Origin of the sequence: Marinobacter halophilus (assembly GCF_003007685.1) — a bacterium.
In the GTDB taxonomy this organism is placed as follows: domain Bacteria; phylum Pseudomonadota; class Gammaproteobacteria; order Pseudomonadales; family Oleiphilaceae; genus Marinobacter; species Marinobacter halophilus.
The window spans coordinates 26,368-43,751 of the sequence record NZ_PXNN01000016.1 but is presented as its reverse complement, the minus strand read 5'-3'; the positions used below and the strand labels follow the sequence as shown (position 1 = coordinate 43,751).

Genomic DNA, 17,384 nt, shown 5'->3' with positions numbered 1-17,384 from the left:
CTCTCCCGCTCGGTATTAGTGTTTGAAATTCTACTATTTCACAGGTTTGACGGTGGTTAAACCCGTAATCTCCGGCAGCCACTGGCGCCAGAAACCGGATCACCACCAATAGCTGATGCCGGCAATGCCCTGGCCACCGCGTTCGCGACAGAGATTTTCATGGACCGGTGCCATACCGCCGAGACCATAGACCGGTATTGATGCTCCGGCAACCAGAGCTTCGAATTGCGCCCAGCCCAGGCCTGACTGTTCGGGATGGGTGGGCGTAGGCAGCACCGGCCCGAGCGTCGCGTAATCCGCCCCCAGACGCTCGGCATGGCGCAGTTGGCCGGAGTCATGGCAGGACACGCCAAGCCATCGATTTGCCGGCACAGGACGCCCTGAGAGCCGCTCAGCCTCTCGCCAGGGCAAATGCAAGCCGGCAGCGCCCGGAAACTCCTCTAGCCAGCCCGGCTGACCATGCAGAATCACGCCAATACCCGCCTCCGCGCACACTGCCAGCGCTTGCGCCGCCAGCTGCCGATACTCCTCAACCGCCAACTCCGGGGCTCTAAGCACCAGCAGTGGGCTGTCCAGCTTCGCCAGCGCCACTTTGAGCCGGCTGCCGCCCGCCACCCGGGACGTTATGGCGCCGGAGATCGCGAGCCGGCCGGGCAGATTCAGCGCCCGGATAATCGGCCGATTGGCCGCTGGAAAATCGTCATCCTTGAGCGCAGAGGGCGCTCGCCAGTCGACGGCCTGGCCTTCGCGGCCCTCCGCATTGCCCTGGGCCTCAGTGGTTTTCCAGACGTCCAGAAACACCTGTTTGTCGCCATAGTCATGGCGGATGCCGATCACTGGCTCCAGGCTGGCCAGCGGCACCTGCAGCCCGGTTTCCTCACGGATCTCCCGCACCAGTGCCTGCTGCACGGTTTCCCCTGACTCCACCTTACCGCCCGGAAATTCCAGCAGCCCACCCTGATGGGCATGATCCAGACGGCGGGCAATCAACACCCGGCCAGCACGGATAATCACCGCGACCGCGACGTGTATGCACTTTTTAGCCGAGTCTGACCCGGGCGGCGTCTCAGGAGCGGTAGTCGGCATTGATGGTGACGTAGTCATGGGAGAAGTCGCAGGTCCAGACCGTTTCATTAACCGCGCCGCGCTTCAAGTCGATGGCAATGGTGATCTCGTCCCGGTCCATGACCGCCTGACCCCGCGCTTCGGAATAATCCTCAGCCCGGCCACCGTTACGCACCAGACAAACATCACCCAGATAGATTTCCAATGTGTTCAGATTCAGGTCTGCCACCCCGGCCCGGCCAACCGCCGCCAGAATCCGGCCCCAGTTCGGATCAGACGCAAACAAGGCCGTCTTGACCAGAGGCGAATGCGCCACTGTGTAAGCAACGTCAAGCGCTTCCTGCTGGCTGAAGGCGCCACTGACCTCAATGGTGACAAACTTGGTGGCACCTTCACCGTCCCGGACAATGGCATGAGCCAGCTCCAGATATACCTGCCACAGCGCTTCTTTCAGCTTCGGCAGATGAGGACTGTCGGCGGTAAGTTCAGGACCGCCATACTGGCCACTGGCCATCAGCATGCAGGCATCGTTGGTGGACGTGTCGCCGTCAATGGTAATCCGGTTAAACGACTTCTCTCCGAGCTCTGAGGCCAACGCCTGCAATACGTCCGGAGCAACCCGGACATCGGTGCCAATAAAGCCCAACATCGTGGCCATATTCGGGCGAATCATGCCCGCGCCTTTACTGATACCGGAAATTGTCACCGGATACCCGCCTATATCGATGCGGACCGAGGCCCCTTTCGGGCGAGTATCGGTAGTCATGATGCCACTGGCAGCTTCGGCCCAGCGGTCTTCACGGGCGGCGGCCAGGGCCTCCGGTATGGCGCTCACGATCTTGTCGACCGGGAGCGGCTCACCAATCACCCCGGTGGAAAACGGAAGTACTTCGGCTGCGTTGACTCCCGCCTTTTCCGCCAGCGCCTGGCAGCACTGCAGAGCGTCGGCCAGACCACGGTCACCGGTGCCGGCATTGGCGTTGCCCGTATTGATCAGTAAATAGCGCGGGGCACTCTCAGCCAGATGGCGCCGGCTGACCACCACCGGGGCGGCACAGAACTGGTTGCGGGTAAATATCCCGGCCACGCGGGACTCCGGCGCCAGCTCGAACACCACAACATCCTTGCGACCAGGCTTCTTGATGCCTGCGCTTGCAATGCCCAGTTTGATACCCGCTACCGGGTAAAACTCAGGTAAAGTTCCGGGACCTACCGCCATGCCTGCCTCCTGAAATGATCCGAATCTGAAAACGACAAAACCCGCAAACAGCCAATAACCTGGCAGCTTGCGGGTTCCGGTCTCTGCGTTTGTGGCAAGGCGTTAGCTGACCTTACCGCAACACTGCTTGTACTTCTTGCCAGACCCGCAGGGACAGGGCTCGTTTCGGCCAACCTTGCGCTCTTGGCGAACAAAAGTGTCCGGGGTGGCCTGGGACTGGCTCTCTCCGTCATCACCCTGAACCTGGGTGGCACTGGTTTGATCATGCCGCAATTTGGCACGCGCCATCTCCTGCTCCAGCTCTTCCTTCCTACGACGCTCGATTTCTTCCATTTCTTCGCGGCTTTGCACCCGGACATGACTCAACACTCGGGTCACGTCACGCTTCATGCTCTCAAGCATGCTCTCAAACAGGTTAAACGCCTCGCGTTTGTATTCCTGCTTCGGATTCTTCTGGGCATAACCACGTAGATGAATGCCCCGGCGCAGGTGGTCCATATTGGACAAGTGCTCTTTCCACAGGGTATCCAGCACCTGCAGAAAGACCTGTTTCTCAAAATTGCGCATGGGCTCGGCGCCGGCAATCTCTTCCTTGGTTTTGTACTCGCTCACAACGGCGTCCAGGATCTTCTGGCGCAAATTCTCTTCGTGCAGCTTGCTGTCCTCATCCAGCCAGGCCTGGACCGGCAGATCGATGGCCATTTCAGACTGCAACTGAGCCTCCAGGCCCGGCACATCCCACTGTTCTGGCATACTCTGGGGCGGAATAAACTCGCTGACCATAGCATCTACCACATCACCACGAATGGTATCGATCATCTCGGAGATGTCGTTTGACGCCATCACCTCGTTGCGCTGATCGTAAATTACCGTGCGCTGGTCGTTGGCCACATCGTCGTATTCGAGCAAGGTCTTGCGCATGTCGAAGTTCCGGCCTTCCACTTTGCGCTGGGACTTCTCGATGGCGTTGCTGACCATGCGGTGCTCAATGGCCTCGCCTTTCTTCATGCCCATTGCCTGCATCAGGTTCTTCACCCGCTCAGGGGCGAAAATTCGCATCAGGTTGTCTTCCAGCGACAGGAAGAAACGGGAAGAACCCGGATCCCCCTGGCGGCCGGCACGGCCACGCAGCTGGTTGTCAATTCGACGGGATTCGTGGCGTTCGGTACCGATGATGTGCAAGCCCCCGGCGTCCAGCACCTGATTGTGCAGATCGGTCCATTCCGCCTTCAGTCGGGCCACATCCTCTTCCGAGGGGTTGTCCATGACCGCCACTTCGAACTCCCAGTTACCACCCAGCACGATATCGGTACCCCGGCCCGCCATGTTGGTGGCGATTGTTACCGCGCCCGGACGACCGGCCTGGGCAATAATCATCGCCTCAGACTCGTGCTGCTTGGCGTTCAGGATCTTGTGATCAATGCGCGCCTTCTTCAGCAGCATGGCCAACAATTCAGAAGCTTCGATCGATGCCGTACCGACCAGTACCGGGCGACCATCCGCGGTCACATCTTTGATTTCATCAATAATGGCGTGAAACTTCTCGTCCTGAGTCAGATACACGAGGTCGTTGTAATCAATCCGCTGAATCGGCTTGTTCGGCGGGATCACCACCACGTCCAGGCCGTAAATCTGGCGGAACTCGAAGGCTTCGGTATCGGCTGTGCCGGTCATGCCGGCCAGCTTGTCGTACAAACGGAAATAATTCTGGAAGGTAGTAGAGGCCAGGGTCTGGCTCTCAGCCTGAATCTTCAGCCCTTCTTTGGCTTCAATGGCCTGATGCAACCCTTCACTCCAGCGACGGCCCGGCATAGTCCGGCCGGTGTGCTCGTCCACGATCACCACCTGACCGCCCTGCACGATGTAATCCACATCTTTCTGGAACAGATGATGCGCCCGCAGCGCCGAGTGCACGTGGTGCAGCAGGCTCAGGTTTGCCGCGGAATACAGACTTTCCCCTTCTTTGAGAAGCTCCTGACTCAGCAGAAGTTCTTCCACCTTCTCATGGCCGGCTTCGGTAAGCTCCACCTGGCGGGATTTTTCGTCAATGGTGAAATCGCCGGTGGTTTCGACGGCCTCATCTTCACTGACTTCCCCTTTTTCCAGGTTGGGGACCAGCGTGTTAATGGCCTGGTACATCTTGGAGGAGTCTTCCGCCGCACCAGAGATAATCAACGGGGTACGGGCTTCGTCAATCAGGATAGAGTCGACTTCGTCGACAATGGCGTAGTTGAGCCCACGCTGGACCTTGTCAGCAATACTGAACGCCATGTTATCGCGCAGGTAGTCAAAGCCGAATTCGTTGTTGGTACCGTAGGTGATGTCGGCCTGGTAAGCCGCCCGCTTTTCTTCCGGCGGCTGGCCCGCAACAACCACACCAACCTGCATGCCGAGGAAACGGTACAGCTTGCCCATCCACTCCGCATCGCGGCTGGCCAGGTAATCGTTGACCGTAACGACGTGAACACCTTTGCCCGGCAGCGCATTAAGATAGACCGCCGCGGTCGCCACCAGAGTCTTGCCCTCACCGGTTTTCATTTCGGCGATGTGGCCTTCGTGCAGTGTCATACCACCGATCAGCTGGACGTCGTAATGGCGCATCCCCATTACCCGTCGACTGGACTCCCGGACCGTTGCAAAGGCTTCCGCAAGCAGCGCGTCCAGAGCCTCGCCATCCTCGAGACGACGACGGAATTCGGCAGTCTTGCCCTGCAACTCGGAATCCGACAGACCGCCATACTGCTCTTCAAGTTCATTGATGCGCAGGGCGACCTTACGCATTCTCTTGACTTCTCGGGCGTTTTTACTGCCGAACATCTTCGTTGCAAGCTTTGTGAACATAGACCACTGCTTCTTCAGTTAAACGGAGGAAGCCGGCATTCTAACCTTATTTGGTGAAAGGACAAAAGGTGGGGTTCACGGGAACGGAATCAGCGGCTTGCGCGCTTGATATATTTCTCAGGATTTTCGGACTTGCCATTGCGGATAACTTCAAAATGTACATGTGGGCCAGTCGAACGACCGGTACTGCCCATCAAGGCAACAACCTGGCCTTTCTGCACCACATCGCCGGTTTCTACTTTCACTGTTTTCGCATGTGCATAACGGGTAACCAGCCCCTCGCCATGATCAACCTCGACCAGGTTGCCATAACCAAACCGATCTCCGGCAAAGGTCACAACGCCAGCACCCACGGTAATGATATCGCTGCCTTCTTTACCAGCCAGATCGACACCGGCATGCCAGCGACGCTTTCCGGTGAAGGGGTCGCTGCGATAACCATAAGGTGACGATAGCCAACCCCAGGTAATGGGCCGACCCTGTAAATACAGCTCGTTTTCCAGCTTGTGCCGGGATGATACCTTATCGAGCAGACGCAGCTGTTTTTCCCGATCGTCAATCAATAATTCCAGTTGATTGATCATATCAGTAAGCTGCGGCGCGCTGTAAGAATCACCATCCAGGGTATCTTCAGGACCACCAACAGCAGCTGGCTGATCAAAATTGAACTCGTCACTGGTCACCAGACCAGATTCAACAAAGCGCTGCCCCAAGGCATCCAGCCTTAGCAGCCGACCCTGAATATCGCCCAGCCTTATGGTCAGCGCATCAATCTGCTCCTGAGCACTGATCCGGATCTGCGACACATCGCTTCGCTGTTGACTCAGCTTTTCCTGCCAGTCTGCAACCAGTTCCGATTCGGTCGGCAACTTAGCTTCAGCCTTACTGACCGCCATCTGGTAACCTGCCCAGCCAGCGGCTATCAGCATTGCCACCCCAAAAAAGATCAGGCCAGCGATAACGCCCGCACCAAGCGGCACTGCCCGCGAACGGCCGTGACGTTTGCCAACGAAGATTACGTTCATATTGTCGTTCGATTTCATTGTAGAGCCGCAACCATGTCCCTGTAGTGCTGCGACCCGGAAATAATATTCCGAGCGGTTCTGCTATCCTTGGCAACAACTACGTACTGATAAATCGCAGCGCCCGGTAGACACACTTGTCGAACACAATGTAAAACGAGTGCATCACCAGCGCTACGCACAAACCGTGCCGAAGTGTAACCAATCGTAAACGGCCTCGTCGAGAAAAAACCGGCTATGCGCGAAAAAAATGATCAAAAAATGATCTTTGGCAAGACGTCCTCAAGACCCGGCTCAACGCTTAAAGCGTTACTCACCAAAGCTGAGCTGCATCAGCAAGCCGAGCAACTGGTGTTGGCCGCCATCCCGGACGAACTGGCCGATGGCACCCGGTTTGTCAGTTGCAGCAACGGCGAACTGGTGCTGGCAACCGACAACGCCAGCAAGGCCACACGCCTGCGCTTCAGGCAGCACGAAGTCATGGAGTCCTTGCGTCAGCATGAACTGTTCAGGTTTGTCTGGAAGGTAAAGATCAAGGTTTCCCCGCTCAGATTCCGGGCCAGGCCGGCGATGAAGTCCACACCACTGAGCAAAGAAAATGCCCGGCTCCTCAAAGAGGAAGCCGGGCACACGAAGGATAAAGCATTACGCGAAGTTCTCGAAAAACTCGCAGGTCACGTCCAGGATTGAGGCGTCCCGCCTCAGCCCTGAACCGCCAGCGCAGGCTTCATGTAAGAGATAGGCGCGGTCGCTTCATCATCGAAGGTAACCACTTCCCATGCATCTTCCTCTGCTCTGAGCTTGCGCAGCAGCTTGTTATTCAGATCGTGACCGGATTTGATACCACGGAACTCACCAATCAGGCTGTTGCCCAACAAGTAAAGATCACCGATGGCGTCCAGTACCTTGTGCTTGACGAACTCATCCTCGTAGCGAAGGCCGTCTTCGTTGAGAATCTTGTAGTCGTCTACCACAATGGCGTTATCAACACTACCGCCAAGCGCCAGGTTCATAGCACGCAGCTTCTCGATGTCGCGCATGAATCCGAAAGTCCGGGCGCGAGACACTTCCTTCACAAAGGAGGTGCTTGAGAAGTCCACCGTCGCGGTCTGGGCGCGGCCCTTGAACACCGGGTGGTCAAAGTCGATGCCGAAGCTGACCTTAAAGCCTTCGAACGGCAGGAAGGTCGCTTTTTTGTCGCCCTCATCAATTGTGACCTCACGCTTGATGCGGATAAAGCGCTTGGCCGAATCCTGCTCTGAGATGCCTGCAGACTGCAGCAGAAACACGAACGGGCCCGCAGAGCCATCCATAATCGGCACTTCGGCCGCGCTCAGCTCGACAAAGCAGTTATCTATTCCAAGACCAGCCATGGCTGAGAGCAGGTGCTCTACTGTCGCCACACGGACACCGTCTTTTACCAGCGTCGTGGACAGCATGGTCTCACCTACATTTTCCGCACACGCCCGGATTTCAACCATCGGGTCAAGATCGGTCCGGCGGAAGATGATACCCGTATCGACCGGGGCAGGCTTGAGGGTCAGGTACACTTTTTCCCCCGAGTGCAGGCCAATGCCGGTGGCACGGATGGTATTTTTGAGTGTCCGTTGTCTGATCATCGGTTCATTATTCCGTCACAAAAGTTCGATATTCTAGGCAAAAAACTGCTCGGAGAATATCAGAATTCAAGGCTGAGCACCATTTAACCAACATGACTTTACTTAACATCTGCAATAGTCATCGGCTATGGTTAACCAGCTCACGTTTGACCAGGGTTTAAAGATTCATAATTTTTCATGAATCCTGCCCCACGTCACATTTGAGACAGATTATCAATCAGCCTGCCTGCGAAGAAATGCGGGAATATCGAGATAGTCCACGCCCTGCTCTTCGCTTTCTTTGCTCTGATCCAACGCCACGTTACCGTGCGATACCGCGCGACGACGCAGTACGGCCGGACGGTCCAGCTGGTTGTAATCAGTCTTGCCATCCAGCGTACGGGTGTTGTCCACTACTTTGGCCGGCTTTTCACGCTCACCACCCAGGCCAGTGGCAACCACAGTCACCTTCAGCTCATCAGTCATATCCGGGTCAATAACGGTACCCACCACGACGGTGGCAGAGTCTGAAGCAAACTCCCGCACAATATCGCCAACCTCGGAGAACTCACCCAGATTGAGGTCCATGCCTGCAGTAATGTTGACCAGGATACCCTTTGCGCCCTGCAAGTTAATGTCTTCCAGCAGCGGACTGCGTATCGCGGCCTCAGCGGCTTCACGGGCGCGGTTTTCACCGGTTGCGCGACCAGTGCCCATCATGGCGTTGCCCATCTCCGACATCACGGTTTTTACATCGGCAAAGTCAACGTTGATCATACCGTTGCGAGTAATCAGATCCGCAATACCCTGAACCGCGCCCAGCAACACATCGTTGGCAGAGGCAAAGGCATCCAGCAGGCTGGTTTTCTTGCCCATCACCGCCAACAGCTTTTCGTTGGGAATGGTGATCAGCGAGTCAACACTTTCTGCCAGTTCGCGCAGGCCGGATTCGGCCACACTCATACGCTTGCCGCCCTCAAACTGGAACGGCTTGGTGACCACGGCTACGGTCAGGATACCCAGTTCCCGGGCAACTTCTGCCACTACCGGTGCGGCCCCAGTACCGGTACCACCGCCCATGCCAGCGGTGATGAACACCATGTCCGAGCCACTCAGTGCTTCGGCAATACGATCGCGGTCTTCCAGAGCAGACTGACGGCCCACTTCCGGGTTGGCACCAGCGCCCAAACCCTTGGTGATGTTGCCACCAAGCTGGATAATCTGACGTGCGTCCAGGTCTTTCAGAGCCTGGGCATCTGTGTTGGCGCAAATAAATTCGACGCCCTCAATGTCGCTGTTAAGCATGTGACGTACGGCATTACCGCCACCACCACCAACACCGACAACCTTGATTACTGCGTTTTGCTGAACACTATCGACGAGTTCAAACATTGTCCCTACTCCTTCGTGCTGTGTCCGATCTTTCCAGACCGGTTTCATTCGATCGTTGTGTATTTTTCGAGATATCTTCGTGCACTACCTGCTGGTCCACCGTCAGAAATGACCAGTAAACCAGGCTTTCATGCGCTCAATCAGTGAGGGAGCATCGTCCCCCTTGAGCACCGGCGCCCGGCCAAGATCCATTTGCCGAAAGCCATGAATCAACAAGCCCACGCCGGTGGCGTAAATCGGGTTGTTGACCACTTCCGTCATACCGGAGACCGCCTGCGGACAGGCCAGTCTTACCGGCATATGGAAGATTTCCTCAGCCAGCTCAACCACGCCCTCCATGGTGGATGAACCGCCTGTAATCACGATGCCTGCCGGTATCATGTCTTCAAATCCGGACCGGCGAAGCTCCGACTGCACCAGGGTGAACAGCTCCTCATAGCGAGGCTCTACCACTTCCGCCAGCGCCTGGCGTGACAGATCCCTGGGCGCTCGATCGCCTACGCTGGGCACCTTGATGGTTTCATCGGCACCGGCGAGCTGAGTCAGCGCACAGGCGTATTTGATCTTGATCTCTTCGGCATTCTGCGTGGGCGTACGCAATGCCATGGCAATGTCATTAGTGACCTGATCACCAGCAATGGGGATCACCGCCGTGTGCCGGATCGCCCCGCCGGTAAACACCGCAATGTCGGTGGTACCGCCGCCCATATCCACCACGCAGACACCCAGCTCCTTTTCGTCTTCGGTCAGGATCGCGTGACTGGACGCCAACTGCTCCAAAATAATGTCATCGACTTCCAGGCCGCAGCGCTTGACGCACTTTTCGATGTTCTGGGCGGCGTTCACCGCGCAGGTCACCAGATGCACCTTCGCCTCCAGTCGCACCCCGGACATGCCCATGGGCTCCTTGATGCCTTCCTGGTTATCGATCACAAATTCCTGCGGCAGAATGTGCAGGATCTTCTGGTCGGCGGGAATGGCCACCGCCTGCGCCGCATCGATTACCCGGTCAATGTCAGCCTGAGTAACTTCACGATCCCGAATGGCAACGATGCCGTGGGAATTAAGGCTTTTAATGTGACTGCCGGCAATACCGGCATAAACCGAATGGATCCGGCAGCCGGCCATCAGCTCCGCCTCTTCGACGGCACGCTGAATGGCCTGCACGGTGATTTCAATGTTCACCACCACGCCACGCTTGAGACCGCGGGATGGGTGCGAGCCAATCCCGACCACTTCGATGGTTCCGTCCATCTTGCGCTTGCCGACTATCGCAACCACCTTGGACGTTCCGATATCCAGTCCGACAATCATGTTTTCCGTTTCAACCGATGACATGTGTTTCACCAAACCCCAGGTTCGTAATATTCGTTATCAGGATTTCGGAGCGGCAATACCCGCTTCCGGCTTCCACTGCACCGCCACACCATTGGAGTAGCGGACATCAACCCGGCTGACTTCATCTACTCTGGCCGCCAACCGGTTTTCATAAACTGTGATAAAACGCTCGAACCGTTGTTCGACCTGATCACGGCCCAACACCACTTCAATTCCGTTTGACAGCGTGAGTGTCCAGGCACCCCGTTGCTCCACCGACAACCCGGCAAACCCGAGCCCGAACCCTGCCAACTGATCACTCATGGATCGTGCCATGGCGATTACCTCCCTGACTCGCACGTCGGGCCCCGCCAACCGGGGAAGCCGCCCGGCCACCTCAGGGTTCGGCGGTGAGAATAACTCCCCGGAACGACTGACCAGGCGACCGTCTGTCCAGTACGCCAGTGGCTTCTTCTCGCGAATATCAATTTCCAGCCGACCCGGCCAGACTCGTTTGATCGCGGCCGATGCCACCCACGGCCGCCGCTCAAGTTCGGACTTAATTTCCGCCAGGTCAGTGGCGAAATAGCTCTTGCCTACCCAGGCACCAACCGACCGTTCAACCTCAATCCGGCTATCTCCGACAAACTCGCCACGCACATCAACCGCGACAATCTGCTGATCCATGGCGGTCAGTAGCCGATCCGTTGCCCAGGGCACCATTGCCGCCAGCAACACAATGCTCGCGCCCAGCCCGACCTGGAACCAGGGCACCGCCGCCAACACCGCTCTTAACACACCAAACCGATCCCGCCCCGAATCAACCGAGGTTGCCCCCCGTCGCCGGGGTTGCTCAGGCGGTACCGCCCGGCTTCGGATCAGCAGTGTTTCAAGCATTCCCCGCCTCCGGCAGAGTGTCTTTGAGAATCCGGACCACCAGCTCTTCGAAACTGATACCCGCCGCCCTGGCCGCCATCGGCACCAGGCTGTGGTCGGTCATACCCGGCACGGTATTGATTTCCAGCAGCCAGAACTCGCCGGCGGTGTCTTGCATGATGTCGACCCGGCCCCAAGTTCGGCAGCCCACCACGCGGAAGGCGTCCAGGGCCAGCTGCTGCAGCCGGATTTCGTCGTCCGGCGCCAGCCCGCAAGGGATCCGGTAGCGGGTGTCGTCCGCCAGGTACTTTGCGTCGTAATCGTAAAACGCATGATCGGTACTCAACCCAATAGCCGGCAATGCCTTGTTTTGCAGCAAGCTGACGGTGAACTCCGGGCCTTCGATCCACTGTTCGACCAATACCAGATCATCCAGCGCCGCGGCTTCCTGATAGGCCTCAGCCAATTCAGCCGCACTGAACACTTTTCGGATGCCAATGCTGGAACCTTCGTGGGCCGGCTTGACGCTAAGCGGTGCACCCAGGCGGGCGAAGATTTCTTCCGCTTCTGCCACGGAGGTCATGGCCCGGAACGCAGGTGTCGGCAGGCCACAGCCTTCAAACACGTATTTGGTCCGAAGCTTGTCCATGGCCAATGCCGACGCCAGCACTTCACTGCCGGTGTAAGGAATACCAGCCTGGCCCAGAATCGCCTGTAGGGTGCCATCTTCGCCGCCCCGGCCATGCAGAGCGATAAACACACGGTCAAATTCCGGGTTGTCGACGGTGCGCAGCAAGCAGCCCCGGACATCGACACCAAACGCATCAACACCCGCGGATTGCAGCGCCGACAGCACAGCCTTGCCACTCTTCAGTGACACTTCCCGCTCGGCGGAATCGCCGCCCATGAACACCGCCACACGCCCAAGCGCCTTCACCAGTTCCGGTGATGCCTGATAGGGCTGTGCGTTGTGATGGCCAAGATCACTCATTTGTTGCCACCCCCGCTGCAGCCAGTCGCGCAGCCACACCACCAATATCTCCGGCACCCTGGGTAATCAACAGGTCACCATCCTGGAGCATGTTCGCCAGCAGACCTTCGATTTCGCGGTTATCTTCAACGAACACCGGCTCCACCTTGCCACGCTGTCGAATGCTGCGGCATAAGGCGCGACCGTCGGCGCCCGGAATCGCCGGTTCACCGGCGGAATACACGTCCATCAACAGCAAGCCGTCCGGCTCCGCCAATACCCGCACGAAGTCTTCGTACAGATCCCGGGTACGGGTGTAGCGGTGCGGCTGGTACAACATGACAATTCGACGCCCCGGCCATGCACCCCGTGCCGCCCGAATCACCGCTTCGACCTCGGTGGGGTGATGGCCATAATCATCCACCAGCGTGACCGAACCCTTGGCAATCGAGTATTCGCCATACACCTGAAAACGCCGGCCAACACCGGCAAACCCAGCTAGCCCACGGCAAATGGCCTGATCATCCACGCCTTCATCAGTGGCTACGGCGATGGATGCCAGGGCATTCAGCACGTTGTGACGGCCCGGCATCTTCAGCTCGACGTTCAGGTCTGACCGACCACCGGGTCGACGTACCAGGAAATGAGTGATCAGACCGTCAGAGGTGATCTGCTCGGCCCGGTAATCCGCGTCGGGATTGTCGATACCATAGGTAATGATGGCCCGGGAGATCCTGGGCAGAATTTCCTGCACGTAATCGTCGTCCACGCACATCACGGCAATACCGTAGAACGGCAGGTTGTGCAGAAAATCGACAAAGGTCTGTTTCAGCTTTTCGATGTCGCCGCCGTAGGTGTCCATGTGGTCTGCTTCAATGTTGGTGACCACAGAAATCACCGGGGTCAGATGCAGAAACGAAGCATCGCTCTCGTCTGCTTCGGCCACCAGATAGCGCGAACCACCAAGCTGGGCATTAGTGCCGGCGCTGTTGAGTTTGCCGCCAATGACAAAGGTCGGGTCCAGACCAGCCTCACCGAGGATCGAGGCGATCAAACTGGTGGTGGTGGTCTTGCCATGGGTACCGGCAATGGCAATGCCATGGCGGTAGCGCATGATTTCGGCCAGCATCTCGGCGCGGGGCACAATCGGCACCCGACGGCTGCGAGCCGCGACCACTTCCGGGTTGTCGCCAGCAACGGCAGAAGACACCACCACGACGTCGGCATTTTCAGTGTTTTCTTCGCGATGGCCGATCTGCACTTCCACGCCCATGGCACGGAGGCGATCGGTGACCGCACTTTCTTTAAGGTCTGAGCCAGACACGTCATAGCCCTGGTTCTTGAGAACCTCGGCAATGCCACTCATGCCAGCACCACCGATACCAACAAAGTGGATCTGGCGAATACGGCGCATTTCCGGCACCTGATAGACCAGCGGCGGATTGGTTGCATCAGCCATTGGCGGCCTCCAGACAGTAATTCACGACTCTCTCCGTTGCATCAGGGCGGGCCAGCGCGCGCGCGGCCTTCGCCATGTTCAGAATTCGTTCCCGGTTGCCGGCCAGATCCTGCAGGGTTTCCGCCAGCACTTCCGGAGTCATTTTTGGTTGCGGTATCAGAATCGCCGCGCCCGCCTTGACCATGTGCTGGCCGTTTTGGGTCTGATGATCGTCCACCGCGTGGGGGAACGGCACCAGCACGGCACCAACTCCCGACGCACACAGTTCCGACACGGTCAGGGCACCGGCACGGCACACCACCAGATCAGCCCAGGCATAGGCGCCGGCCATGTCCCGGATAAACGGCTCGACACTGGCGGATACCCCAGCGGTGTCGTAGGCGGCGCGGGCCGCATCCAGATTTTTCTCACCACACTGGTGCCGGACGTCCGGGCGCTGGGCTTCCGGCAGCAAAGCCAGCGCTTGCGGCAGCTGCTGATTGAACACCTGCGCCCCCAGGCTGCCACCGATCACCAGCACCCGGATTGGACCACTGCGGTCCTTCAGGCGCTGTTCCGGCTCGACGATGTCGGCAACGTCCTTGCGTACCGGGTTGCCGGTACAGCGAGTAATCACCTTGTCACCGAAGCTGCCGGGAAAGGCTTCCAGCACGGACGCGGCAAACCGGGTCAGCCAACGATTGGTCATGCCGGCAATGGCGTTCTGTTCATGAATCACCAGCGGCGTTTTCCGCAGCCAGGCCGCAACACCGCCAGGGCCGGTGACAAAGCCGCCCATACCCACCACGCAGTCCGGTTTGATCCGGCGCTGCAGGGTGAAGGCCTCGCCCAGGGCCCGCGTCAGGCGGAACGGCGCTGACAGCAAGGCCAGCTTGCCTTTGCCGCGCAGGCCAGAAATATGGATGAGTGACAATGGAATGTCGGTGTCGCCTATCAAGCGCTCTTCCATGCCACCTTTGGCGCCCAGCCAGAACACCTCATGGCCCTGTTCCTGCAACGCCCGGGCCGTGGCCAGCGCTGGAAAAACATGACCACCGGTACCACCGGCCATCATCAAAAAACGACGGGGTTTATTCATACACTGCACCTCCCCGTGGTTTGTGCTTTGTGGTTTCCGAACTCATTCGTACTTTGTCCAGCCGCTCCAACTCCACTCTGGCCAGCACGCCAATGCCAATGCAGGTGATCAGCAGACTTGAGCCGCCATAACTGACCAGGGGTAAAGTCAGGCCCTTCGTCGGCAGCAGGCCGGTGCTCACGGCCATGTTGATACCGGCCTGCAGGCCCATCAGCAGCGTAAGGCCATAGCTGAAACAGGCTCCGAAGGGCATACCGGCCTTCTCTGCGCGCCGGGCGATCATAAAACCGCTGACCACCAGCGCGGTGAACAGCGCCAACACAATCAGCGAGCCGAGCAATCCGAACTCTTCGGCAATGATCGCGTAGATAAAGTCGGTGTGCGCTTCCGGCAGAAAGAACAGTTTCTGGATTGAATTGCCCAGGCCAACACCGCCCCACTCGCCTCGGCCGAAGGCAATCAGCGATTGGGTAAGCTGGTAACCAGTGTCAAACTGGTCTTTCCACGGGTCCAGATAACTCACCACCCGTTTCAGTCGGTACGGCTGGGTCACCACCAGAATTGTGCCCAGCACGGCCAGAATGCCCACCAGCGGGGCAAAGCGCGTGAGCCTGACGCCGCTCAGAAAAATCATGCCCGCAGCGGCGGTCACCAATACCACGGTGGCGCCAAAGTCGGGCTGGATAACCAACAACATTGACGCCAACCCAAGCACTACCAAAGGCTTGAAGAAACCCAACCAGGTGTTTAACAGCTCATCGCGGCGGCGCACCACATAGCCGGCGAGATAGGCGATCAGGCACAGCTTGGCCACTTCGGAGACCTGAACATTGAACAGACCCAGGGGAATCCAGCGGGTTGAGCCATTCACTGTCCGCCCCATGGGCGTCAGCACCAGCACCAGTACCAGCATACCGATCCCGAGCAGCAACCAGCCGCTGCGCTCCCACCAGGACACCGGCACGTTGACCGCAATCAGCGCCACCAGACAGCCCAGCCCGGCAAAAATAATCTGACGGATAACGTAGTGATAGCTGTTGCCCATGGTGACGGCGGCCATGTCCATTGAGGCAGACGAAATCATCACCACGCCGACCACCAGAAGCGCCACCGATGCCACTACCAACACGGGCAATGGCTGAATGTCACCGATCCAGGTTTGTTGACGATAGCTGCCTGCACCTGCCTGCATCACAGTGCCTCCACCAACGCGCGGAACTGATCGCCGCGATCGTTGTAATCCCGGAACATGTCAAAACTTGCGCACGCCGGGGACAGCAGCACCCGGTCGCCGGCCTTTGCCTGACGACGCGCCTCGGTCACGGCCGCAGCCAGGGACTCGGGCTTGATGACGGCAACCCCCTCCGGCAACACGTCGGCCATGGCGCTGGCATCCCGGCCGATCAACACAACGGCGCGACAGTGCCGGGCTACCGGTTCGGCCAGCGGCGCAAAATCGGCCCCCTTGCCCTCACCGCCGGCAATCAGAATGACCTTGCCCTGCTCCGGCACCAGGCTGTCGATAGCCGCGACGGTGGCACCGACGTTGGTGCCCTTGGAATCGTTGATGTAATCGACATCGTCCAGATTGCGCACAAATTCACAGCGGTGCGGCAAGCCCCGGAATGCACGGACGGCTTCCAGCATCGACGCCATCGGCAAACCGGCGGCCTGACCCAATGCCAGCGCTGCCATCACATTGCTGAGGTTGTGCCGGCCCAGCAGGTTCAGCTCACTGGCCAGCAACAGATTGTCGAATCCGAAGGTGACCCAGGTACCCTGATCATCGTCGCGGGTGCTGAAGGTTTCCGGATTAACCCGGTTAAAACCGAAACAGACAAAACGCAGGGTATCCCGGGCCATCGGGGTACTCAGGGCGTCATCCAGGTTCACCACGGCGTTTTTGCAACCTCGGTAAATCCGCTGTTTGGCCTGAAAATACGCCATCTTGTCCGGGTAGCGATCCATATGATCGTCACTGACGTTCAGTATCGTTGCCACCTCGGCGTTCAGTTCATCTGTGGTTTCCAGCTGGAAACTCGACAACTCCAGCACGTACAGGTCAGCGCCCCGACCCAAAAGATCCAGCGCCGGCGTACCGATATTGCCGCCCACCTGCACTTTGCGGCCGGCCGCCTGCGCCATCTCGCCAACCAGGGTGGTCACCGTGGTTTTGCCGTTGGAGCCGGTGATGGCGATGATCGGCGCATCAGCGGCCTCGGCAAACAGGTCAATGTCACCGCGAATACTGGCACCGTTTGCTGCGGCAGCAGCAATAGCAGGCTCGGCAATGTTGATCCCGGGGCTCACCACCAGCTCGTTAAAGCCAGCAAAGATATTCTTATCAAAGTCGCCCAGATAGACCGACACGTCGGGCCAGCCAGCTTGCAATTCTTGCAGTCCCGGCGGGTTCTGGCGACTGTCCGCCACGGCAATGTCGCGGCCTTTTTCGGACAGATAGCGCACGCAGGAGAGTCCGGTTTTACCCAGCCCTACCACCAATGTGCGACGATCCGAAATAATGACGCTCATAGCCGTTTCAACTTC

14 protein-coding genes are annotated in these 17,384 nt (G+C 58.3%); 1 reads left to right on the top strand and 13 read right to left on the bottom strand.

Annotated elements, in window-relative coordinates:
• Nucleotides 1–99: 99 nt before the first annotated feature.
• The 4 genes from C7H08_RS12625 to C7H08_RS12610 all read right to left on the bottom strand — a co-directional run bounded on the left by C7H08_RS12625 (nt 100) and on the right by C7H08_RS12610 (nt 6,168).
• Nucleotides 100–1,104, bottom strand: coding sequence for a Nudix family hydrolase (locus tag C7H08_RS12625; RefSeq protein WP_423793512.1), 1,005 nt, complete (start codon nt 1,102–1,104; stop codon nt 100–102).
• Nucleotides 1,067–2,284: a bifunctional glutamate N-acetyltransferase/amino-acid acetyltransferase ArgJ gene (gene argJ, locus C7H08_RS12620; protein ID WP_106672440.1), complete on the bottom strand. Its 1,218-nt coding sequence runs from the start codon at nt 2,282–2,284 to the stop codon at nt 1,067–1,069. The genes C7H08_RS12625 and argJ overlap by 38 nt, the downstream gene beginning before the upstream one ends.
• A gap of 102 nt (nt 2,285–2,386) precedes the next feature.
• Complete coding sequence (gene secA / locus C7H08_RS12615) at nt 2,387–5,125, bottom strand: preprotein translocase subunit SecA (protein ID WP_106672438.1); 2,739 nt, start codon at nt 5,123–5,125, stop codon at nt 2,387–2,389.
• A gap of 89 nt (nt 5,126–5,214) precedes the next feature.
• On the bottom strand, nt 5,215–6,168 hold the full coding sequence (locus tag C7H08_RS12610) for a M23 family metallopeptidase (protein WP_106672436.1): 954 nt from the start codon (nt 6,166–6,168) through the stop codon (nt 5,215–5,217).
• Nucleotides 6,169–6,384: 216 nt separating this feature from the next.
• Between C7H08_RS12610 and C7H08_RS12605 the strand changes: the two genes are divergently transcribed.
• The gene (locus tag C7H08_RS12605) at nt 6,385–6,837 is read left to right on the top strand and encodes a DUF721 domain-containing protein (protein ID WP_106672434.1); all 453 of its coding nucleotides are present in this window, start codon (nt 6,385–6,387) and stop codon (nt 6,835–6,837) included.
• Nucleotides 6,838–6,848: 11 nt separating this feature from the next.
• On the opposite strand, the gene lpxC is transcribed toward C7H08_RS12605, so the two are convergent.
• From lpxC to murD, 9 genes are all read right to left on the bottom strand, one after another.
• Entirely contained in the window at nt 6,849–7,766 is a 918-nt protein-coding gene (lpxC, locus tag C7H08_RS12600; RefSeq protein ID WP_106672432.1) for a UDP-3-O-acyl-N-acetylglucosamine deacetylase, read from the bottom strand.
• A gap of 213 nt (nt 7,767–7,979) precedes the next feature.
• Nucleotides 7,980–9,137, bottom strand: coding sequence for a cell division protein FtsZ (gene ftsZ, locus C7H08_RS12595; RefSeq protein ID WP_106672430.1), 1,158 nt, complete (start codon nt 9,135–9,137; stop codon nt 7,980–7,982).
• 102 nt (nt 9,138–9,239) lie between these two features.
• Nucleotides 9,240–10,475: a cell division protein FtsA gene (gene ftsA, locus C7H08_RS12585; protein ID WP_106672428.1), complete on the bottom strand. Its 1,236-nt coding sequence runs from the start codon at nt 10,473–10,475 to the stop codon at nt 9,240–9,242.
• A gap of 36 nt (nt 10,476–10,511) precedes the next feature.
• A complete protein-coding gene (locus C7H08_RS12580) occupies nt 10,512–11,351 on the bottom strand; it encodes a cell division protein FtsQ/DivIB (RefSeq protein WP_106672425.1) in 840 nt (279 codons plus the stop codon).
• Nucleotides 11,344–12,321, bottom strand: a complete 978-nt coding sequence (locus tag C7H08_RS12575; RefSeq protein WP_106672832.1) for a D-alanine--D-alanine ligase — start codon at nt 12,319–12,321, stop codon at nt 11,344–11,346. Before C7H08_RS12575 ends, C7H08_RS12580 begins: the two co-directional genes overlap by 8 nt.
• A complete protein-coding gene (murC, locus tag C7H08_RS12570; protein ID WP_106672423.1) occupies nt 12,314–13,759 on the bottom strand; it encodes a UDP-N-acetylmuramate--L-alanine ligase in 1,446 nt (481 codons plus the stop codon). Before murC ends, C7H08_RS12575 begins: the two co-directional genes overlap by 8 nt.
• A complete protein-coding gene (gene murG / locus C7H08_RS12565) occupies nt 13,752–14,837 on the bottom strand; it encodes an undecaprenyldiphospho-muramoylpentapeptide beta-N-acetylglucosaminyltransferase (protein ID WP_106672421.1) in 1,086 nt (361 codons plus the stop codon). The genes murC and murG overlap by 8 nt, the downstream gene beginning before the upstream one ends.
• Entirely contained in the window at nt 14,830–16,029 is a 1,200-nt protein-coding gene (gene ftsW, locus C7H08_RS12560; RefSeq protein ID WP_106672419.1) for a putative lipid II flippase FtsW, read from the bottom strand. Before ftsW ends, murG begins: the two co-directional genes overlap by 8 nt.
• On the bottom strand, nt 16,029–17,369 hold the full coding sequence (gene murD, locus C7H08_RS12555) for a UDP-N-acetylmuramoyl-L-alanine--D-glutamate ligase (RefSeq protein WP_106672417.1): 1,341 nt from the start codon (nt 17,367–17,369) through the stop codon (nt 16,029–16,031). The genes ftsW and murD overlap by 1 nt, the downstream gene beginning before the upstream one ends.
• Nucleotides 17,370–17,384 lie beyond the last annotated feature (15 nt).